Here is a 20,595-nt window from a genome sequence, read left to right as displayed (position 1 = left end):
TCTTTTTAGTACATTTGTAGCTATTACATTTTTATATGATACAATCGATGACGGGTTTTGGCAAAGCATCATTGCAATTGCCAACCAAGAAAATTACCATAGAAATCAAATCCTTAAACAGCAAAGGTCTGGATCTTAATGTTCGTATGCCGTCTGTTTTCCGCGAAATGGAACTGGGTCTTCGCAACCAGATTGCACAACAGCTGGAACGCGGTAAAGTAGATTTCTCGATGTATATTGAAGTAACAGGAGAAGAGACTTCTACCAAAGTGAACGCTCCGATTGTAAAAGCGTATATCCATCAGATGCGGGACATTTTACCGGAAGCCGATGCTACGGAATTGATGAAAATGGCCGTACGGATGCCCGATGCTTTAAAAACCGAAAGAGACGAAATTGACGAAAACGAATGGCAACAAATTCAGTCGGTTATTAACGATGCATTGGTAAACATCAATAATTTCAGAAAAGACGAAGGCGCCTCTTTGGAAAAAGAATTCCGTTTGCGAATTGGCAATATCCGTTCGTTTATGGAACAGGCACTGCTATTGGATCCGGAACGAATCCAACTGATTAAAGAGCGTTTGCAAAATGCCATTACCGAATTGCAAGCCAATGTTGACGAAAATCGTTTTGAACAGGAATTAATCTACTATCTGGAAAAACTGGATATCACCGAAGAGAAAGTTCGTTTGGGTAACCATTTGGATTATTTTCTGGAAACCCTTTCCGGAAGTGAAGCCAACGGACGTAAACTTGGTTTTATCACCCAGGAAATGGGACGTGAAATCAACACTATGGGTTCCAAATCCAATCATGCCGGTATGCAGAAACTGGTGGTACAGATGAAAGACGAATTAGAAAAAATTAAAGAACAAGTACTAAACGTTTTATAACTACGGTACCCAACAATACAACAATGAATACAGGAGGGAAATTAATTGTTTTCTCGGCACCATCGGGTTCGGGAAAAACAACCATTGTCAGACATTTATTAGGAAAAGACGATTTAAACCTGGAATTTTCCATATCGGCTACGTCTCGCGCACCGAGAGGTGAAGAGATCGACGGAACCGATTATTACTTTATTTCACTCGAAAATTTTAAAAAACACATCAAGGCCGAAGATTTCCTGGAATGGGAAGAAGTATACCGCGATAATTTTTACGGTACGCTAAAAGCCGAAGTGGAACGTATCTGGGCCAAAGGAAAAAATGTTATTTTCGACATCGATGTAGCCGGCGGATTGCGTATTAAGAAAAAATTTCCGGAGCAAACGTTAGCTGTTTTTGTAAAGCCGCCAAGTATTGACGAGCTTAAAATCCGCCTGAAAAAGCGTTCCACCGAAAGTGAAGACAAAATCAACATGCGTATCGCCAAAGCTTCGGTAGAACTGGCTACGGCACCACAATTTGATCGAATCATTAAAAATTACGATCTCGATACCGCCAAACAGGAGGCCTACGAGCTGGTTCGTGATTTCGTACAATAAGCAACGTAATTCCCATGAAAATAGGGCTTTATTTCGGAACCTTCAACCCCATTCATATCGGACACCTGATCATTGCCAATCATATGGCCGAAAACACCGATATGGATCAGATATGGATGGTTGTAACGCCACATAATCCGCACAAAAAGAAAAATAGTTTGCTGGACGATTACCATCGCCTGCAAATGGTTTTTCTGGCCACCGAAGACTATCCCAAAATAAAGCCTTCCGATATTGAATTCAAGCTGTCCCAACCTAATTATACGGTAAACACGCTCGCACATTTACAGGAAAAGTTTCCAAATCATGAATTTTCCCTGATTATGGGTGAAGACAACCTGAATTCACTTCACAAATGGAAGAACTACGAAGTAATCCTTCAAAACCACACTATTTTTGTTTATCCGCGCATTTCATCCGAAGTAATCTCCGGTGAATTTATCAACCATCCGAAAATCCATAGGGTTGGCGCTCCAGTAATTGAATTGTCTTCCACGTTTATTCGAGACAATATCAAAAACGGTAAAAACATCAAACCAATGTTACCGATTAAAGTATGGGACTATATCGACCATAATCTTTTTTACAAAAAATAGTCTTTTTAATGCTCTTCCTGTAGCGCACAATTGGATTTACAGATACTAAAAAACATCGCCCAGTTACTACCCGGGAAGTTCTCCCCTTTCGCCCAGGCGGTTTCACTTTGACCCGGTCTGGACACTTCGGCATGTGCTGCAATACAAAAGCAATCGCCTAATCCGGACTTAGCAATCGTATACACCACCTGTTGTACTCCCGAAGGGTTATTTGTAGCCAATGGGAATTTCCCCGGAATCGGGTTTCCGGTTTTGGTTTGTGGAATCAGATTACAATCGCCCACATACAAATGCGTTGCCTTTATCTTCCAGTCATTTATCGCATTGTAAATTACATACACATTATTCGCATCCATTTTTACATAAACATTCCCGGCAAGGTAAAATTGACCCGCCATCAGATCGGTAGTATAACAGGCGTTGGAAACATCAAAAACAAGATTTTCTGTTTTGTTCATTTCCGAATCCGGAGTATTGGAAACAACCGGTTCGTTTTCGCAGGCAGCCATTAACAACAAGGCGCTGCAAAATAGCAGTGAGCGTACTATTGTTTTCATCATCAACTATTTAATTGGTTATACACAAATTTACACACAAACATTCAAATACTTAAAAACCAGATCATTATATCGACAACGCTATTAAAACAACCGACAAACGGCAGTTTATTTTATCATTATATTAACGTCATTTGCTAGCACGTTAAATACCTTTGTTAAAAAATATACTATGTTAAACTTCGAATTATATAACCCGACCAACTTAATTTTTGGGAAAGGGCAAACGGAAAAACTAGGTCAGTTGGTTCCGAAAAACAGCAAAATTTTACTGGCTTATGGTGGCGGAAGCATCTTTAAAAATGGTGTTTACGATCAGGTTAAAGCCGCTTTAGAAGGTTTTGAAATCGTAGAATTTGGCGGTATCGAACCGAATCCGCGCTACGAAACCCTGATGAAAGCCGTAACGGTAATCCGCGAACAAAAACTGGATTTTATTCTGGCTGTTGGTGGTGGTTCGGTTATCGACGGTGTAAAATTTATATCGGCTGCCGTACATTTCGACGGAAACCCAATGGAAATCCTTCACAAAAGATTATTGATCAAAGAAAATGCGATGCCGTTTGGAACAGTATTAACCTTACCGGCTACAGGAAGTGAAATGAACTCCGGAGCGGTAATCACGATTAACGAAACACAGGAAAAACTTTCGTTTGGCGGTTCGGCTTTATTTCCTAAATTTTCCATCTGTGACCCTACGGTTATTGCATCCTTACCAAAACGTCAGTTACAAAATGGTGTGGTTGATGCCTTTACCCATGTTATGGAACAATACCTTACCTATCCGCACGACGCTTTATTACAGGATCGTATCGCCGAAGGTATCTTACAAACCTTAGTCGAAATCGGACCGGATGTGGTAGAGAATCCAACCGACTATAAATTGGCAGCCAACTTTATGTGGAGCTGTACGATGGCTTTAAACGGATTAATCCAAAAAGGAGTTCCAACCGATTGGGCAACGCATATGATCGGACATGAATTAACTGCCTTATACGAAATCGATCATGCCCGAACACTGGCTATTATCGGTCCGAACCTATACCGTGTGCTGTTTGAAACCAAAAAAGAAAAATTGGCACAATACGGCGAACGTATCTGGAATGTAAGCGGCGAAACGGTAGAAGAAAAAGCCACTCAGGCAATCGAAAAAACCGTACAATTTTTCCATACGATGGGAATGGATACCAAAATTTCCAATTATACCACCGACTATGAAAAAACAGCCGATTTTATCGTAGACCGTTTTCAGGAAAGAGGATGGAAAGCCATGGGCGAACGTCAGAACATCACCCTTGAAAAAGTACGCGAAATCGTAGAAATGAGTTACTAATCCTTTCCGAATGCTAAAAAACGAAAGGCGCTCCCGAAAAAATCCGGAGCGCCTTTCTTCACCAAAAACAAAAAATAGTAACTTATTTTTAACTTAACTTGAGTTCCTCCTGTTTAACACGCTTTAGTCCGCCTTCTTTAAGGTACTGGATAAATCCTCTTCCCTGAAATTCGTAGGTCGTACCCGAAGCCTGATGAAACAATCGAATTCTACTGTCATTAATAACGGTTAATCGAAACGCTTCATTGCCCCAGAAATCATAATCTAATGTTAAAGTTTTCGCATAGGCATTTCCCGGCACATTATAGATTCCGTAGCCTCCTGTAAAATCCCAATAAATGTTATTTACCGGTGTTCCGGAAGCATCCTGCGACGATCTGAAATTATTTCCACTGGATAGAAACTGAACAAAGTTTTCGTGATCAAAATCGTTTAAAGCACCATACTGACTGGTATAAACTTTTTCCCAGGCTTTGTATTCCTGTAGGAAATAGGTAATGTTATCGTAAAACAAACGGTTGTAATCAAATCCGTTGCGTTGGTAACCGACCAGATAATAGGACGTATTCTGATTTCGGTCGTACAAGCGGATTTCATTCGCACTCAATCGGGTCACTTCCAGATTATATTGTCCGTAGACATTGTGAAAAAAGCGGATGGCATCCGGATAAAAATCATAATAACCCACATTAATCCCATAGCCGTTTCCGGTAGAACCGATTCCGACCAGGTTGTTATTGGCAAAAAGATTTCCGTTGACAAACGAGATCGTAAAAGCCCGTGACAAAAACGGAATATCTCCATTTCCGGTTGTCCGGTCATAATCCACATACCATAATTCATAACGATGCATTAGTTGTGGAAGTGTTTCATTTCCGCCAACATAACCGTCATCATAGTTAATAGAACAAGACGATAACAGTATGGGTGCGATTAGTAAAGCTAAAAGTAATTTTATCGTTTTCATAACTTCGGGGTTTTGTTATAACACGATAACCAATTTGCGTGCCACTTTTCTTTTTCCGGATTTTCGGATCGGATTTTAACAGTGGGAAGCACTTTTGCAGCCTATACTTTGTACTTCCTATGTTTTTAAGTACATTTGGATTCATAAATTAAAATCGATAATGAGTGACCATCCAAAATTTGCAGTAATAGGCGGGGGAAGTTGGGCTACGGCCATTGCAAAGATGTTATGCGTAAACCTTTCGGAGATAGCGTGGTACATGAGAAGTACCTATGCTATCGAACATATCAAACAAAACAGACACAATCCGAATTACCTGAGTTCTGTTGAATTCGATACTACTAAATTACTTTTAACCAACGACATAAACGAGGCGGTTGCTTATGCCGATTATGTGATTTTTGCCATTCCATCGGCTTTTTTAAGTGGTGAACTGGAAAAACTAACGGTTAGCCTTGAAAACAAGATTATTTTTTCGGCGATTAAAGGAATTGTTCCGGAAACCAGTCTGATCGTTGGCGAACATTTCCATAAAACCTATAATATTCCATACGACAATATTGGCGTGATTACCGGTCCGTGTCACGCAGAAGAAGTGGCTTTGGAGCGTTTATCCTATCTGACGATTGCTTGTGGCGATATGAAAACCGCCAAGGTAATGGCTAAAAATTTGAACAGTCACTACATTAAAACCAAAATTTCGGACGACATTGTCGGTACCGAATATGCCGCGATGCTAAAAAACATCTACTCCATTGCCGCCGGAATTGCACACGGTTTGGGCTATGGTGATAACTTTCAGGCTTTATTGATGAGCAATGCCATCCGCGAGATGAAAAAGTTTATCAAGAAAGTACACAAAATGAAGCGCAACATCAACGATTCGGCTTATCTGGGCGACTTACTGGTAACCGGATATTCTGTTTTTTCCCGTAACCGGATGTTTGGAAACATGATTGGAAAAGGCTATACGGTAAAATCGGCGCAAATGGAAATGAGCATGGTTGCCGAGGGTTACTATGCGACTAAAAGTGCCCATAAATTAAACGAAGAATACAAAGCTAAAACGCCAATTATAGATGCCGTTTACGATATATTATACGAAGGAAAAGAACCTAAAAAAGTATTTAAAAAACTGACGGAAAAATTGGATTAAAAAATTTTATTTTTACCCGTTTACGCTAAAAATACCGTTCTCAGAATCCTAAAAAGATTTTAAACTATTGATAATCAATGTTTTAAAATATTTTTAGGATTCTTTTTTATTTGTAAACACCCTCAAAACAAACAACATAACCATTTCAAATACAACGACTTACATTCTTTTCCCTTGGATAAAAAAAGAAGTCTTATTTTCGCAAAAACTAAAAAAAACCAACAATGGATCATTTAATCAATCATCCGGGTATTCTAACCGCTTTTTCCATTATTATTTTTGTCATGTTGCTACTCGATCTTGGTGTTTTTAACAAGAAGAGTCATGTGGTTTCCAACCGCGAGGCACTTATCTGGTCTGTTGTATGGATCTCGCTGGCCATGGGCTTTAGCGGGGTTATTTATTACTTTATGGGATTGGAACAATTCACCCAGTTTCAATCGGCCTACTGGATCGAAAAGGCGCTATCGGTCGACAACCTCTTTGTGTTTATTCTTGTTTTCGGATTTTTTAATGTTCCGAAAGAACTACACCACAAAGTACTTTTTTGGGGAATCATTGGTGCGTTAGTATTCCGGGCGATTTTTATTTTCACCGGTGTGGAATTGATCAACATGACCTACTTACCGGAAATGGATCTTTTTGGTCATGCTGTCCGAATTAATGTAGTGTTGTCTATTTTTGGTATTTTCCTGGTTATTGCCGGTATCAAATCCTGGTTTGCCGAAGATGGTGACGACGGTGACAAAGACTTTACCAAAAGTCCCGGTGCCCGATTAATCCATCGCTTTTTTAAAGTGAGCGAAAACTACGATGGTGATAAGTTTTTCACGATTGAAAACGGGATCAAAATGGCGACACCGCTATTGGTAGTCGTTGCAGTAATCGAATTTACGGATCTTATTTTTGCAGTCGATAGTATTCCGGCGATCTTCGCCATTGCTCCGGACGATCCTTTTATTTTATACACGTCGAATATATTCGCGATTTTAGGCCTTAGAGCGCTTTATTTTCTTTTAGCCAACTTCATGTATATGTTTAGCCGATTAAAGTACGGATTGGCCGTTATTTTGAGTTTTATCGGTATTAAAATGCTTATCTCACCATTCTTTCATATTTCCTCTCCGGTTTCTTTACTAATCGTAGGTAGTATTTTGATTTTATCGGTTGTGGCTTCACTACTTTTCCCGGTAAAGGAGTAAAAAACAAGAATTTCATATATAACACCTGACAGGTTTTTGAAACCTGTCAGGTGTTTTTTATTTAGACAAGTGTTTTTATTTTATCTGAATTTCATCAATAAAAATATAGGCATCACCACCCGCACCCTGATGCCATTCCGGTAATTTCCCATAATTATAGGCTACTATTTTCACATAACGCGCCGTACTATTTTTTAACGCCGCTTTAAACGAACGAATTGCGACATCGGTATTTTTAGCATCGAGCGTATTGGTTACCGTAGCCACCGGTTTAAAGTTTACATTGTCGTCCGAAAGGAAATAATCCACTTTAACCGGCATTAGAATCCAGGCGCGGCTATCCTGTAAAAAACGGGCATCGATTTGCGAAACCGATTGTACTTTTTTCAGATCGATCACAGCTTCAAAATTTTGTCCCTGATAACCTTGCCAATCCCCTTTTCGCCAGTTTTCAGTACCGAGAATCCCGTCTATCAATCCATCCGGTCCACCGGCGTGGTATTGCGGATGGTTTTTGGAAGCAATCGTTACCGTCCAGTCGTTTTCTTTTTTAAAGTAGGACGCTTCTACAGTTGCACTTTTCTTTCCGTTATTTTCGGCATAGGCGCGAATAACCGCCGATTTTCCAATCGTAACCGGTTTGGTATACGGAACAAATTGTTTTTGCGAAGCGGAACTATCCGAATAATACAATTTATCCTCCTTATTTCCGGAGCGAATCGTGATGGTTTGTTTGTCTTTAAACGCTTTGCTTTCAGCTTCAATTACCGGAACCGGCACGATCTTATCCGACGCACTGGTATTCACTACTACAACATCCGCATTCAATCCCAGATTTTTAAGGCTGTCTGCCGTTGTTTTTTTGGTAATGGTTCGTGTGGTTCCATCTTCCAGATGAATCAGTACTTTATCAAAATACGGTGTGGTTGTACTCCATACCGGTAGTCCCGGCGTTACCGCATAAATCCCCATACTACTCAAAACATACCAGGCACTCATTTGTCCGCAATCTTCATTTCCAATTAATCCGTCCGGGGTATTTTTATAAAACGTATCCAGAATGTATTTTACTTTTTCGGCGGTTTTTTCCGGTTTTCCAATCGCATTATACAAATAGGCCATATGATGACTCGGTTCGTTCCCGTGTGCATATTGTCCTATCAATCCGGTAATATCGACCTGTTCCCTACCGGTTGTTTCCGATGGCGCGACAAACATCGCATCGAGTTTTTTCTCAAAAGCATCCTTTCCGCCATAGGCTTCAATCATACCCGGAATATCCTGCGGTACAAAAAAGGAATATTGCCAGCTGTTTCCTTCGGTAAAATTGTTGTTCACTTCCCTTGGATCAAAAGGCTTGTCCCAACCACCGTTTTTCTTCGGGCGCATAAACCCAGTCTGATTGTCAAAAATATTTTTCCAGTTTTGCGAACGCCTGATAAAATAATGATAGTCGTCTACTTTGTTTAACAACATCGCCATTTGCGCGATACACCAGTCATCGTAGGCATATTCCAGCGTTTTGGAAACACTCTCATGTTCGTCGTCAATGCTGATAAAACCATTTTTTTTGTAGGCCTCCAATCCCAGATGATCAAGCATCGCACTATGTTTGGCTGCCTGAAACGCTTTTTCATAATCAAAACCTTTGATTCCTTTTGCCATCGCATCGGCGAGTACCGAAACCGAATGATACCCGATCATACAATCGGTTTCATTGGAGGCCAGTTCCCAAACCGGCAAACGACCGCCCTGCTCGTATTGTTTGATAAACGTATTGCAATAATCGGCGGTTCTTTTTTTATCGATAAGCGTGTACAGCGGATGTGCGCCCCGAAACGTATCCCAAAGCGAAAAGACGGTATAATACTCGAACCCTTCGGTTTTGTGTAATTCGTTGTCACGTCCGCGATACAGCCCATCCACATCCATAGCGATGTTGGGTTGCATCATGGTGTGGTATAATGCGGTATAAAAAATCGTTTTTTTGTCTTTATCGGAAGTCGTAATTTCAATTTTGGATAGTTCTTTATTCCAAAGGGTTTCCGCCTGTTTTTTTACGGCATCGAAATTCCAGTCGGGCATTTCGGCCAGCAGGTTTTTTTTAGCTCCTTCATAACCCGTAGGCGATAACGCTACTTTTACCAGAATCTTTTCCCCTTTTTTTACTTCTTTCGAAAAGCTTATCGCCAGTTGGGATCCGGCAAAAAAAGTATCGGTATTTTTGGGTGGTGCGAATCCATTATTGCGGACATTTGTAATTTGCATCGGCACGCTGAATACCATTCGTGCATACACATATTGATCCCTTGCCCAGGCTTCACTTCTGCGAAGGATTTCAATGGTTTGGTTGTCGATTATCCGAACATCGCCCATTAACAATTTGTCGCGATGGTTCAGATCCAGAATAATATTTGCCTTACCCGATTGATTAAACGTATATTCCTGTAAGCCTACACGAGTAGTAGCGGTTAAGCGGACATCGATATTGTGGTTATCCAGTTTGACGGCATAATAGCCAGCTGATGCTTTTTCATTTTTATGCGAAAAAGGCGAGCTATACTGATCACTATTTAGTTTTGGTTCACCCATAGTAGGCATCAGCATGATATCGCCAAAATCGGAAACTCCGGTACCGTTTAAGTGGGTATGTGAAAAGCCATAGATAACCGAATCGGAATAATGATAACCGCTACATCCGTCCCAACTACCGTCGATACGGGTATCGGGTGAAAGCTGCACCATTCCAAACGGAACCGTTGCTCCGGGAAAGGTATGACCATGACCTCCGGTTCCTATAAAAGGATTTACGAATTGTGCGTAGTTATTTTTTTGCGAAAACAGCGTGGCTGTCTGTAGTAAAAGGAAGCAAAAAAGAATCTTTCTCATGCGGATGGTGCTGTAAATTTTCCATAAAGTTGAAAAAATTTCGCGAACAGACCAATTCCTGCATTAAAATTACTTCCCTAAAATTCCTCTTTTTGTCAACACCGGAAGATCGACTAAAGCTTTATCATTAATCGTATTGGTACGGAAGACATAGGTTTTATCGAATAATTTCCCATCCTGAAAATAGGTTACCATAAACTCATTGTTCAATTGCAGGACATTGTTTTCCAGCAATTCGATTTTAACAGACGAATTGGGCTCCACTTCTTTAAAAGCGTGACGGAAGGTTCCGGTTTTACGGTCTTCTCCGTTTATTTTCCCATAGGCTCTGGAAACCACCAGTGCCATTTCCAATTTTACATCGCTGTCGTTAATCAGGTAGGCATACCATGAATTTTCCATAAAGTCGTCGTTCCACTCCTGAATAGCGGCTACATATACATTTTCAACTTTTGGGATCGTGATATCTTTTTTCATTTTTTAACGGGGTATAATAGTGTAAAAGCGAATAGTGTGACCTATTCGCTTTTTATTTTTTAAATGCTGGATTTGAATTGTTCTAAGAATCGGACGTCATTTTCGTAGAACATACGAATGTCTCCGATTTGGTATAGCAACATGGCAATTCGTTCGATACCCATACCGAACGCAAATCCGTTGTATTTATCGGCGTCGATTCCGCAGTTTTTCAAAACGTTCGGATCGACCATTCCACATCCCATGATTTCCAACCAACCGGTACCTTTGGTGATACGGTAATCGGTTTCGGTTTTTAATCCCCAGTAAATATCCACTTCGGCACTTGGCTCGGTGAATGGGAAGTATGATGGACGCAAACGGATTTTCGATTTTCCGAACATCTCTTTTGTAAAATACAACAAGGTCTGTTTTAAATCGGCAAACGAAACATTCTGATCGATATACAAACCTTCCACCTGATGGAAAATACAGTGTGAACGGGACGATACCGCTTCGTTACGGAACACTCTTCCCGGAGAAATGGTTCGGATTGGCGGTTTATTGTCTTCCATATAACGCACCTGAACGGACGACGTATGCGTACGCAATAAGATATCCGGATTGGTCTGGATAAAGAACGTATCCTGCATATCGCGTGCCGGATGGTATTCCGGTAAATTTAACGCGGTAAAGTTATGCCAGTCGTCTTCGATTTCCGGACCTTCGGAAACGTTGAATCCGATATTGGAAAAAATATCAACAATCTGATTTTTCACAATTGAAATCGGATGGCGTGATCCGATCACCAAGGGTTCGCCCGGACGAGACAAATCGCCGTAAATGCCTTTGGTTTCTTCTTTGCTTTCTAAAGCATCCTGAATGGATTTTACTTTATCTTCCGCGGTTGTTTTCAGCAGGTTAATCACCTGACCGAATTCTTTTTTCTGATCGTTGGGAACATTCTTAAATTCGGCAAACAAGTCTTTAAGAAGGCCTTTGCTTCCTAAGAACTTGATACGGAATGTTTCCAGGGTTTCTTTATTATCTGTAGTAAAAGCCTGCGCTTCGCCAATGTATTCTTTTATCTTATCAATCATCGTTCTATCAATAAAGGGCAAATTTACGGATTTTGGATTCAGCTTCTACAGCTTTTGCCGATTAATTTACCGGTAAATTGTGCCTTTTGTCCATTTTTTGTTTTATTCGATCAATCCTTTTTCGAGGAAATAATTCACAATGGCCTCTTTCATCAACACCGATTGTTCGCCGGCTTTTAAGGGCGGCAATTGTTCTTTTACCGTATAATGCGGCCAACCGTCTTCATCAAAAAAAGAAAATTCATAGTAACCATAAGGCTCCAACAGACGACAGATCGCGATATGCATCAGATTGATCTTTTCGTCTTTTTTGAATTTTGTTTTAATTTTTCCCAGTTCCTGAACGCCGATCAGGTAAATGATCGCGTCCAGATCCAACATTTCGCCATCGGCAAAACGTTCGGATAATATCTTGACCAGCGTATCCCAACGCTGTTTTAATTGTTCGTCTCTTGACACTTTTTATTTATTGAATTTTTTTATATTCTATTATCGTTTTAGTAAACTGAGTACTCGTACTTGCAAACGTTTTTATAATCTCCGTTGGAAAGCCCCCTTCATTGTATTGCATTTCATAATAAATCGTCTCGATAGGCTCCGTACTCGTTTCATTTGCATATTGTTCCTCTTTGGTGACACCGTTTTTACTATGCATATCCATGGATCTATAATTTAGCATATATTTTAAATACGGATTCATATCACTCAAAGGATTCTTTTTATCATCGTAGAAATACCTGCTCTTTATTTTATTCGTCTGACCTAAAGCAGAGGTCAGTTTTTCTATCCGATTACCATTTTGATCGAATGTAAGCTCCTGAAGAGAAGTTGCATTACCCGATGTTATTTTTATGGTTTTCAAAACGTCATTTTCATAAGAAAGCGCTGTTATTCTATTTCCTGTGGTGGAATACATATGTACCAGGTTATCCCCGCTATAACCCACTGTTGCACTGCTTCCAAGGCCAAAAACATGATTATCAGCTATATAAAATCGTTCGATTTTATTACCTGCATAGCCAAAACGTCCAACAAGTTTGTCTCCGAAATCTGTTATTTTATCCAACTCCCCAGTATCTTCATCATAACTGAAATATATAATACTCGTATCAAAAATTTGAGAATTATAATATCTGAATTCTGTGATTTTTTTTATTCTGTATTTTGGCGTACCATTACCGGCATTACCATTATCACCACTAGCACTATCATCACTCGAACACCCAATTGCAGCTATACATAAAACTGCTAAAAATATTTTTTTTATCATAATTAAGGTTGTTTTTCGTTTTTTTGCAAACATAACAAATTTATATTAGCCACTATGTCTTTCTTTGATATTCTACTTGCCGCTGTTTTACTCTACGGATTTATCCAAGGCTTTCGCCAGGGATTATTCACCGCTTTTGCCTCGTTGATCTCTTTGATTGTCGGTATTATTCTGGCTATCAAATTTTCACATCTGGTACGTTCGGTTATCGAAAATCATGTTTCCTGGAATCCGAAATATATTGAAGTAACCGCTTTCGGACTTACGTTTGTCCTGGTCGTTGTGGGCATAATCCTGCTGGCCAAATTATTTACCGGAATTGCCAGTTTTGCTCAGATAGGTTGGCTAAATACAATTGCCGGTGGTGTATTCGGGATTTTAAAAATGGCTTTAATCCTGAGTATATTACTGAATCTTTTCCAGAAAATCAACATCAATAATTATTTCCTATCGCAGGAAACGATGGATAATTCGTTGTTTTACAATCCGATTCAGAAAACCTCACAACTGATTTTCCCAAGTGTTCAGGAATGGTATGAGGACTTTAAAACGATCGATGCCAACAAAGAGACTTCATCGGCATCGTAATTTTATTTTAATTCTTTAATAGCATCTTTTTCGATCCAGCCTTCCGTATCGTCGGTCAGTTGGATTTTCCGCCAGTTATCGAGCGATTCCAGAACAAAGACTTTAGCTCCTTCGTGTAATACAAAGGCATCTGAAGCAGTTGCTTTAGGCTCACTTTTTACCGGAACGACCTCAGCAAAAACAATAGCCGGTCGTTCGCTGTTATAATTATCTTTTTCTGCAATAGCCGCCGATACACTGATCAGCATCGATAATAGCACGACAAACATTCCGAAGAAAAAGATTCGCTTTACTACGGTTTGACTGGCAAAATAATAGCCAATAAAACACAATAGGAAAAAAGCAGATGATCCAACGGCAATCCATGCCCATTCTTCATAATGGAATACGTCCAACAGATCGTTAATCATTTTGGAAAAACCTACTTTCGGCACGACTTTAATCTCATCGATGGTCATTTTCTGTGCAAAATGCAGATTTGTCTGCGCGGCATGATCTTTCGGATTTAGCAACAACGCCTTTTCATAATTGTAAATAGCCGGTGCTACTTTATGCAGCTTATAATAGGCATTTCCCAAGTTAAAATACAACTCGGCCGATTGTTTTCCGGATTGAACCACCTGTTCATAACTGGCAGCTGCCTCTTCGTATTTTTCTTTTTTATAGAAATCATTTCCTTTATCAAAAGCAGTCTGTGCCCAAAATACCTGGGAAACTAAAAGGACGATATACAATAGCTTTTTCATAGCGATTAGTTCGTGATTTGTTTTTCCAGTCCGGAAATTACGGTTACAGCTTTATCATAATCCTGTTGCATGGTTCCAACCGAAGCCGGTGTATAGCGTGCAAATTCGCAGCTATCCATCAATCCTAAAAAGTTTTGAACCGTTTCAGGAGTCGCTTTTCTGGATAATAGCAATTCCTGGATATTCTCTTTACTCATCTCCGAAGTCTCAATATTCAATTTTGCTTTTAAGAAATTGTGCAGGGCTTTTTCCATTGCCACATAAAAGGCTTCTTTATTACCCATTTGCTTATTGGCTTCCGACAGGAATCGTTTGGCCAGTTTATTCGACTGACGGATTTTGTTTCCAACCACATCGCCATCGATCGCTTCTTTTTTCTTTCTAGCCAATACAATTATCGGAATGATCAGGAATGGTGCCATCAATAAGGAATAGAACAAACCGGAACCTAGGAATCCTTTTTGATGTATGCTGGTCAGATTGGTTTTTAGTTTGATAAACTGAAACTGATCGTTTGCCACCACATTTTGTTTTCCGGGTACCGAAGCCACCTGGTTATCACCTGAAGTTGGCGACGGTCCGTCCATCACATTGACCATTATTTCCGGCGTATTGATTGTCTTATATTTATTGGCATTCAGATCGAAATAGGAGAAAACCATTGGTTTGATCAGATAGTTTCCTTTGTATTGCGGAATGATTGCATACGTATCCGACACTTCGCCTTGCATACCGGAAAGCGGTGTGGTTACTTTTTCTTTATGCTCCGGATCGTACATTTCGAGCGCACTTGGCACTACCGGTTTTGGAAGGTTAAACAATTTCAGGTTTCCTTTTCCGGAAACACTCACTACCAGATTCAACGATTCGCCTGCTTTTAATGTGGTTTTCGACGGTGTAACTTTAAAATCGAAATCCCCCACGGCACCGGTAAAATCGATTGGTTTTCCGGCTTCCGGCAAGGTGCGTACATTGATCGATTTGGCTCCGGCCGAAACCGTTTTATTACCGCTGGCATATTCCATACGTCCGAAGAAATCACGACGTCCGGTTGGTAAGTCGACCTCAATATCCAGTGAAAGCGGTTCTATTTCGAGTTTTCCGGCTTTTTGCGGGTATAACACGGTTTTGCGCAACACCACATAACGATAGTCTTCACCGTTGTATTTTCCGTTTTCCACAACCAGTTTTTTGATATCGATATTCTGACTCCAGAAATCGTTGTATTTCGGACTGGCCATTTCGCGCCAGTTTCTCACACTGGCCGTATTGCTCACATATAATTTATACACCACCGTTATCGGTTCGTTGATATACGGATTGGTTTTGGAAATTTCGGCTACAAGATGAATTCCTTCGCCGGTTTTTTGTTGTGGATAATATGGATTTACCTCTTCCTGTACCGCATTGGTAACCGTTACTTTTACCGGATTTGTTTTATAAATTTTCCCTTCGATTTCAATAGAAGCCGATTTAATGATCGCCGGTCCTTTTTTTAACGGCATCAGAAAATAGGAAAAGGATTTATTAAATGATTTTTTTCCGTTAATCCACGAATAGCTCACCGCCTGATTCGGGCCACCTACAACCCGGAATCCTTCAAAAGCCGGTGGGCTGAAATTATCCCCGTCTTCGTTCATTGTAAAATCAATACGAAGGCGTTCGTTAATCCCAAGGGTATTCTTACTCACGGTTGCTTCAAACTGCACCTGAGCAAAAAGCCCCTGAAAGCATAATAATAGCAGAAAAATAACTCTATTCATTGTTGTTTTGTGTCACTACTTAGTTTGTCCGACAAGGTATACTTTTTTGTCCGATTACCAATCTTTTTCATTTTTAACAGGACTTCCTTTGACTTCTCTTGCCTTCACTTTGTCCTGAATTTTCTTCTCTTCGTTATTCAAAGCGTCCAACATATTTTCCATTCGTTGTTTGGAAGCGCCACTTGGTTTTGGCTGGGCGTTCTGTTTGTCTTTGTCGCCTTTATCTCCGTTTTTGTCTTTCGGATCGCCTTTATCGTCTTTTTTATCCTGACCTTTATCTTTATTCTGGTCTTTTTTATTGTCGCCTTTATCTTTGTCTTTATCCTTATCTTTCTGATCCTGCTGATCTTTATTCTTATCCTTGTTTTTGTCTTTATTATTATTTTTCGGCGGATTTTCTTTTAACTTCTGTTTGGCCAATGCATAATTATAACGGGTTTCCTCGTCATACGGATTATTCCGCAATGCGTCTTTATAGGCTTCCACCGCTCCCGAATAGTTTTTTTCCAACATAAAAACGTTACCAAGGTTGTGCATTGCTTTGTACTTTTGCTTTTTCCCTTTGGCATTTTCAATCGCCTTCATATACGCAAACTTCGCTTCCCCGGGTTGGTTTTGCCTGTAAATGGCATTCCCGAGATTATAGGATGAAGTCGCTCGTGTTGGCACTTTAGATTGCGAGATACGATAATCCGCTTCGGCTTCCGAATAGTTTTTTTCGCCGAACGCTTCATTGCCGCGCGGCAGGTTCCGGTCTTTGACCTGAGCCGCCATTACCAATGAAAACAACAGAAAATAACAACTAAACCACTTCTTCATTATTCTTTTTCATTAAATAAATTCAACTTTTTAACCCAGGCTGTTTTGCGTTCCAGTAGGAAAACATCCAATAATAATAGTGCAAATGCAATGCCTAAAAACCATTGGTATTGCGATTGAAAATCGGCTATCTGCTGACTTTCGAAGTCGGTTTTTTCCAGATTGTCCAATCCGTTTTTCACGAACTCCACTACTTCTTTGGTGTTTCCGCCATATACATAACCGCCATTAGCGCTTTTCGCTATATTTTTTAAGGTTTCCGGGTATAATTTCGTCACCACGGTTTCCCCTTTGGAATCTTTTTTATAGCCTTCTATTTTGCCCTGATTTCGCAACGGAATCGGCCCGCCTTTTTCGGTTCCGACACCGATGGTCAGGATTTTGATTCGCTTTTCTTTGGCTTCTTCCACCGCATCTTCAAAACCTTCTCCGTGGTCTTCTCCATCAGAAATCAACACGATCAGTTTACTTGTTTGCGGATCATCAAAATAAGAGGTTGCCAGTTTAACCGCTTCCGACAAGGCGGTTCCCTGCGACGACACCATATCGGTATTCATACTTTGCAGGTACATTTTAGCCACGCTATAATCGGTTGTAATCGGCAAAACCGGATAGGCACTTCCGGCATATCCAACAATCCCGATACGATCGCTTCCCAATTGGTTGATGATCTGAGAAACCAACTGTTTACTCTTTTCCAAACGATTGGGTGCAATATCCTCTGCCAGCATACTTTTGGAAATATCCACGGCAAAAACGATATCCACTCCCTGTCGTTTTACGGTTTCCATTTTGGTTCCGATTTTCGGGTTGATCAAAGCCAGGATGATTCCCGCCAATGCCAATAGTAACACCACCAGTTTTAATACCGGTTTAAAAATGGATTTCTCCGGGCTTAATTTTTTAATCAGTTCGAGATCACCGAATTGTTTTTGCTTTTTCCGTTTCCAATAGAGATTGATCAGGAAAAGCAATACCAAAAACGGTATCACGCCCAACAGGTAAAAATATTTTGGTTCTTCAAATTGCCACATAATCAGATAAAACTTCTAAAAATAGTTTTTCGTAATAAAATTTCCAAAACCAGTAAGCCTAAGGCCAGGAATACAAGCGGTCTGTATTTCTCATCATAGTTGAAATAGCGCATTTCTTCTATTTCGGTTTTTTCCAGTTTATTGATTTCGTTATAGATATTTTCCAGGCTCTTATTACTGGTCGCTCTAAAGTATTTCCCATCGGTGGTTGCTGCGATTTCTTTCATCAGCTTTTCATCGATTTCCACCTGCATCATGCGGAACAGGAATTGCCCGTTTGGTGCAATCGCATATGGGAACTCCGCCATTCCGTTCGTTCCGATTCCAATGGTATAGACTTTAATGCCGTATTCTTTGGCGATTTCGGATGCCATTCTCGGATCGATAAACCCGGCATTGTTCACACCATCGGTTAACAGGATTACTACTTTACTTTTGGCTTTACTATCTTTTAATCGGTTTACGGCAGTTGCCAATCCTACGCCAATTCCGGTTCCGTCCTGTAATACGTTGTCGTACTTTACGCCTTTTAAGGCTTCAAGCACCACGGCTTTATCACTCGTTACCGGTGTTTTGGTATAACTTTCGGCCGCATACACCACCAATCCGATCCGGTCGTTCGGACGTTCTTTTACAAACTCGGAAGCCACGCGTTTCAGCGCTTCCATTCGGTTGGGTTTTAAATCTTTGGCCAGCATACTTCCGGAAACGTCAATTGCCATTACAATATCGATTCCACTGGTGGTACGGGTTTTATTGGTCACATCGGTCGACTGCGGACGCGCTAAAGCGACAATCATCGCGCTTAACGCTAGTATGCGCAGTACAAACAACAACGGTTTTAACTTTGGTAAAATCGAGGTTGTTCCTTTAAATCCTTTTACCGAACTGATTTTTAAGGTCGCCGATTGTTTTTTTCTTTTCCAGAAATACCATGCGATTACGACCGGTATTACCAAAAACAGCCAAAAAAACTCGGGATGTAAAAAAGAGATATTCTTCATCATTCGGTTACTTTTCTAAGTTCAATGGATTTCACAATCCTGTCGGCTATTTCTTTTGCATTTTCGTCTCCCTCGCGGTATACCAGTGCAATTTCCTGTATTCCGAATTTTTGGGAGAAGATAATAATCTGGTATTCCATTCGTTCGTCTTCGTTTTTCGCCGGATTAAAGATCGTCATCGTTCCATAACCTCTTTTTCCGGTAAATCCGTCTTTGATTTCAAAATCATCCGTTTTTACGATGATTCCTTTGGCTCCGACTGTTTTTTCAAATCGGGTAATATTCTCATTCAGAATGGCATCGTTATCCGCGCGAAGTGAATCTTTAAACGTGGTTGTATTGATTGCAATACTAAAATTATCGATCAGACTTCCATATAGGAATTTCTGAGTTGACTTAATATTGGCCGGTAAATTCGTCTGAACGCGTTCGTCGCTAAATCGTTTTAACACTTTTGGCGTTTCGATAATCACCGACGGTTCTCCGTATTCGCTTTTTACCCATTCGCCTTTTAAAAGGTCTTTGGTACTGTGACCGATTAGTTTGTCTTTAATAAAATCCAATCCGTCGGTCGACAGGAAGTAGGTAAAGGCGGCAATAAAAAGCACAAGACTTGTCGCTGTCGAAATCAGGATTCGTCGTACTTTTTGTTGTTTTAATAATCGTTCTTGTCGTAATCGTTCGTCAACAATCGCCTGCTCTACTTCTTTCGGGATGGATTTTTCGATGGTAAAGATGATCCCTTCGATATTTTTACGGTCGGAGGCAATTTCGAAATCCAGCGGTTTGGATTTTGCGAATTTTACCAAATCGGCATTTTTAAGGATTTTTTCAAAGGTTTCGAACGTATCCTTTTTGATGCCCATTTTCTTTTTGATCACCGCTTCTTTCAAGGCGGTAAGCAATTCGGCCGTCGTACTTTCCATCGCCGGAACCTGAATGGTTTCCTCGATATAGGTACGCGTGATATCGGTCATTTCGGAATAATAGGATTTTACATCCCCATTTTGCCAAAGCTCTTTTTTCTCCAGATTTTGTAGCAGATTCGTTGCTTTTTCAATGGGTGTCGCATAAATCTCTTCTACTTTTTTGTCTTTGTTCTGATAGCGTTTTAGCAACCAGTTCACCAAAAACCCGGCACCAATTATCAAAGCCAGAATAATACTATATTTCCAAACGTTGCTGATTGGCTTTTTAACCGTGATCACCGGTTTGATATCATACATCTGTTGTTTGGTCGTATCGACCACCACCCCCATAACCTGAATCGCAAGTGAATCGGTCAGGAACTGTTTGTTATTGATGATCACCGGTAATTGCGGTACCGTATATTTTCCGGTATCAAACTGCGTCAGGCCGTATCTTTTGATTAGCTCGTATTGGTTTGCTTTTTTGATGGTATCCACCGGATAGGATTCCAGTACTTCCAGATAGCCAAATGTTTTGCTATCCGGGAAATAGACCTGTGTCGTACTGTCTACTGTTGTTTTTAACGTCAGGTTAAACTGCGATCCTATTTTGATCTTTGTCGAATCTACCGTAGCCTGCACCGGTTTTTGCTGTGCGAAAACCACAGTACCGAGCATTAAAAACAGCAGTATGTAAAACTTATTCTTTATCATT

Annotated in this window: 20 protein-coding genes; 7 read left to right on the top strand and 13 right to left on the bottom strand. The window is 40.3% G+C overall.

Translation table 11 applies throughout. The annotated features are described in order from the left end of the window. Window positions 1–35: 35 nt before the first annotated feature. The 3 genes from AAFN64_RS16340 to nadD are packed head-to-tail and all read left to right on the top strand — an operon-like array spanning window position 36 to window position 2,088. Window positions 36–896 (top strand): YicC/YloC family endoribonuclease, encoded by an 861-nt coding sequence (locus tag AAFN64_RS16340; protein WP_347761324.1) that lies wholly within the window; start codon window positions 36–38, stop codon window positions 894–896. A gap of 23 nt (window positions 897–919) precedes the next feature. Further along, window positions 920–1,492, top strand: a complete 573-nt coding sequence (gene gmk, locus AAFN64_RS16335) for a guanylate kinase (protein ID WP_300485522.1) — start codon at window positions 920–922, stop codon at window positions 1,490–1,492. A 14-nt stretch (window positions 1,493–1,506) separates the two neighbouring features. Next, on the top strand, window positions 1,507–2,088 hold the full coding sequence (gene nadD, locus AAFN64_RS16330) for a nicotinate (nicotinamide) nucleotide adenylyltransferase (RefSeq protein ID WP_300485518.1): 582 nt from the start codon (window positions 1,507–1,509) through the stop codon (window positions 2,086–2,088). A gap of 5 nt (window positions 2,089–2,093) precedes the next feature. Here the strand turns inward: nadD and AAFN64_RS16325 are convergent, their stop codons facing one another. After that, window positions 2,094–2,648 (bottom strand): hypothetical protein, encoded by a 555-nt coding sequence (locus AAFN64_RS16325; RefSeq protein WP_347761323.1) that lies wholly within the window; start codon window positions 2,646–2,648, stop codon window positions 2,094–2,096. A gap of 169 nt (window positions 2,649–2,817) precedes the next feature. Here AAFN64_RS16325 and AAFN64_RS16320 point away from each other — a divergent pair, with 169 nt between their 5' ends. Beyond that, window positions 2,818–3,978 (top strand): iron-containing alcohol dehydrogenase, encoded by a 1,161-nt coding sequence (locus tag AAFN64_RS16320; RefSeq protein ID WP_300485510.1) that lies wholly within the window; start codon window positions 2,818–2,820, stop codon window positions 3,976–3,978. 88 nt (window positions 3,979–4,066) lie between these two features. Here the strand turns inward: AAFN64_RS16320 and AAFN64_RS16315 are convergent, their stop codons facing one another. Next, complete coding sequence (locus AAFN64_RS16315) at window positions 4,067–4,945, bottom strand: nicotinic acid mononucleotide adenyltransferase (protein ID WP_300485506.1); 879 nt, start codon at window positions 4,943–4,945, stop codon at window positions 4,067–4,069. A gap of 160 nt (window positions 4,946–5,105) precedes the next feature. Between AAFN64_RS16315 and AAFN64_RS16310 the strand changes: the two genes are divergently transcribed. Beyond that, on the top strand, window positions 5,106–6,101 hold the full coding sequence (locus AAFN64_RS16310) for an NAD(P)H-dependent glycerol-3-phosphate dehydrogenase (protein WP_300485503.1): 996 nt from the start codon (window positions 5,106–5,108) through the stop codon (window positions 6,099–6,101). Window positions 6,102–6,325: 224 nt separating this feature from the next. Next, window positions 6,326–7,303 carry a TerC/Alx family metal homeostasis membrane protein gene (locus AAFN64_RS16305; RefSeq protein ID WP_347761322.1) on the top strand — a complete coding sequence of 326 codons (978 nt, stop codon included), beginning with the start codon at window positions 6,326–6,328 and terminating at the stop codon, window positions 7,301–7,303. Window positions 7,304–7,378: 75 nt separating this feature from the next. Here AAFN64_RS16305 and AAFN64_RS16300 read toward each other — a convergent pair whose 3' ends face one another. From AAFN64_RS16300 to AAFN64_RS16280, 5 genes are all read right to left on the bottom strand, one after another. Further along, window positions 7,379–10,192: a GH92 family glycosyl hydrolase gene (locus tag AAFN64_RS16300; RefSeq protein ID WP_347761321.1), complete on the bottom strand. Its 2,814-nt coding sequence runs from the start codon at window positions 10,190–10,192 to the stop codon at window positions 7,379–7,381. Window positions 10,193–10,261: 69 nt separating this feature from the next. Next, on the bottom strand, window positions 10,262–10,669 hold the full coding sequence (locus AAFN64_RS16295) for a hypothetical protein (RefSeq protein ID WP_347761320.1): 408 nt from the start codon (window positions 10,667–10,669) through the stop codon (window positions 10,262–10,264). Window positions 10,670–10,728: 59 nt separating this feature from the next. Then, the gene (gene pheS / locus AAFN64_RS16290; protein ID WP_300485492.1) at window positions 10,729–11,748 is read right to left on the bottom strand and encodes a phenylalanine--tRNA ligase subunit alpha; all 1,020 of its coding nucleotides are present in this window, start codon (window positions 11,746–11,748) and stop codon (window positions 10,729–10,731) included. Between the two features lie 102 nt (window positions 11,749–11,850). Beyond that, window positions 11,851–12,207, bottom strand: coding sequence for a hypothetical protein (locus tag AAFN64_RS16285; RefSeq protein WP_300485489.1), 357 nt, complete (start codon window positions 12,205–12,207; stop codon window positions 11,851–11,853). Window positions 12,208–12,214: 7 nt separating this feature from the next. Further along, entirely contained in the window at window positions 12,215–13,051 is an 837-nt protein-coding gene (locus AAFN64_RS16280) for a hypothetical protein (RefSeq protein ID WP_347761319.1), read from the bottom strand. A gap of 21 nt (window positions 13,052–13,072) precedes the next feature. Here AAFN64_RS16280 and AAFN64_RS16275 point away from each other — a divergent pair, with 21 nt between their 5' ends. Continuing rightward, window positions 13,073–13,606: a CvpA family protein gene (locus AAFN64_RS16275; RefSeq protein ID WP_347761318.1), complete on the top strand. Its 534-nt coding sequence runs from the start codon at window positions 13,073–13,075 to the stop codon at window positions 13,604–13,606. A gap of 2 nt (window positions 13,607–13,608) precedes the next feature. Here the strand turns inward: AAFN64_RS16275 and AAFN64_RS16270 are convergent, their stop codons facing one another. From AAFN64_RS16270 to AAFN64_RS16245, 6 genes are read right to left on the bottom strand one after another with little or no spacing between them, the layout of a single operon-like run. Further along, on the bottom strand, window positions 13,609–14,352 hold the full coding sequence (locus AAFN64_RS16270) for a tetratricopeptide repeat protein (protein WP_347761317.1): 744 nt from the start codon (window positions 14,350–14,352) through the stop codon (window positions 13,609–13,611). 5 nt (window positions 14,353–14,357) lie between these two features. Then, a complete protein-coding gene (locus AAFN64_RS16265) occupies window positions 14,358–16,115 on the bottom strand; it encodes a BatD family protein (RefSeq protein WP_347761316.1) in 1,758 nt (585 codons plus the stop codon). Window positions 16,116–16,169: 54 nt separating this feature from the next. Continuing rightward, window positions 16,170–16,934, bottom strand: a complete 765-nt coding sequence (locus AAFN64_RS16260; RefSeq protein WP_347761315.1) for a tetratricopeptide repeat protein — start codon at window positions 16,932–16,934, stop codon at window positions 16,170–16,172. Further along, window positions 16,934–17,968, bottom strand: coding sequence for a VWA domain-containing protein (locus tag AAFN64_RS16255; RefSeq protein WP_300485469.1), 1,035 nt, complete (start codon window positions 17,966–17,968; stop codon window positions 16,934–16,936). The genes AAFN64_RS16260 and AAFN64_RS16255 overlap by 1 nt, the downstream gene beginning before the upstream one ends. Window positions 17,969–17,970: 2 nt before the next feature. Then, entirely contained in the window at window positions 17,971–18,972 is a 1,002-nt protein-coding gene (locus AAFN64_RS16250; protein ID WP_300485557.1) for a VWA domain-containing protein, read from the bottom strand. After that, window positions 18,972–20,594 carry a hypothetical protein gene (locus tag AAFN64_RS16245; RefSeq protein ID WP_347761314.1) on the bottom strand — a complete coding sequence of 541 codons (1,623 nt, stop codon included), beginning with the start codon at window positions 20,592–20,594 and terminating at the stop codon, window positions 18,972–18,974. Before AAFN64_RS16245 ends, AAFN64_RS16250 begins: the two co-directional genes overlap by 1 nt. Between the last annotated feature and the right edge of the window lies 1 nt (window position 20,595).

The sequence above is a fragment of the Flavobacterium sp. CAU 1735 genome, from assembly GCF_039888695.1.
In the GTDB taxonomy this organism is placed as follows: Bacteria; Bacteroidota; Bacteroidia; order Flavobacteriales; family Flavobacteriaceae; genus Flavobacterium.
This window is presented reverse-complemented; position numbering and strand designations above follow the sequence as displayed.

Coding starts and splice junctions, on each gene's coding strand:
- AAFN64_RS16255 (WP_300485469.1), bottom strand. CDS start 17,968: ATGTGGCAATTTGAAGAACCAAAATATTTTTACCTGTTGGGCGTGATA.
- nadD (WP_300485518.1), top strand. CDS start 1,507: ATGAAAATAGGGCTTTATTTCGGAACCTTCAACCCCATTCATATCGGA.
- AAFN64_RS16315 (WP_300485506.1), bottom strand. CDS start 4,945: ATGAAAACGATAAAATTACTTTTAGCTTTACTAATCGCACCCATACTG.
- AAFN64_RS16295 (WP_347761320.1), bottom strand. CDS start 10,669: ATGAAAAAAGATATCACGATCCCAAAAGTTGAAAATGTATATGTAGCC.
- AAFN64_RS16300 (WP_347761321.1), bottom strand. CDS start 10,192: ATGAGAAAGATTCTTTTTTGCTTCCTTTTACTACAGACAGCCACGCTG.
- AAFN64_RS16310 (WP_300485503.1), top strand. CDS start 5,106: ATGAGTGACCATCCAAAATTTGCAGTAATAGGCGGGGGAAGTTGGGCT.
- AAFN64_RS16270 (WP_347761317.1), bottom strand. CDS start 14,352: ATGAAAAAGCTATTGTATATCGTCCTTTTAGTTTCCCAGGTATTTTGG.
- pheS (WP_300485492.1), bottom strand. CDS start 11,748: ATGATTGATAAGATAAAAGAATACATTGGCGAAGCGCAGGCTTTTACT.
- AAFN64_RS16320 (WP_300485510.1), top strand. CDS start 2,818: ATGTTAAACTTCGAATTATATAACCCGACCAACTTAATTTTTGGGAAA.
- AAFN64_RS16275 (WP_347761318.1), top strand. CDS start 13,073: ATGTCTTTCTTTGATATTCTACTTGCCGCTGTTTTACTCTACGGATTT.
- AAFN64_RS16265 (WP_347761316.1), bottom strand. CDS start 16,115: ATGAATAGAGTTATTTTTCTGCTATTATTATGCTTTCAGGGGCTTTTT.
- AAFN64_RS16260 (WP_347761315.1), bottom strand. CDS start 16,934: ATGAAGAAGTGGTTTAGTTGTTATTTTCTGTTGTTTTCATTGGTAATG.
- AAFN64_RS16325 (WP_347761323.1), bottom strand. CDS start 2,648: ATGATGAAAACAATAGTACGCTCACTGCTATTTTGCAGCGCCTTGTTG.
- AAFN64_RS16250 (WP_300485557.1), bottom strand. CDS start 18,972: ATGAAGAATATCTCTTTTTTACATCCCGAGTTTTTTTGGCTGTTTTTG.
- AAFN64_RS16305 (WP_347761322.1), top strand. CDS start 6,326: ATGGATCATTTAATCAATCATCCGGGTATTCTAACCGCTTTTTCCATT.
- gmk (WP_300485522.1), top strand. CDS start 920: ATGAATACAGGAGGGAAATTAATTGTTTTCTCGGCACCATCGGGTTCG.
- AAFN64_RS16280 (WP_347761319.1), bottom strand. CDS start 13,051: ATGTTTGCAAAAAAACGAAAAACAACCTTAATTATGATAAAAAAAATA.
- AAFN64_RS16245 (WP_347761314.1), bottom strand. CDS start 20,594: ATGATAAAGAATAAGTTTTACATACTGCTGTTTTTAATGCTCGGTACT.
- AAFN64_RS16340 (WP_347761324.1), top strand. CDS start 36: ATGATACAATCGATGACGGGTTTTGGCAAAGCATCATTGCAATTGCCA.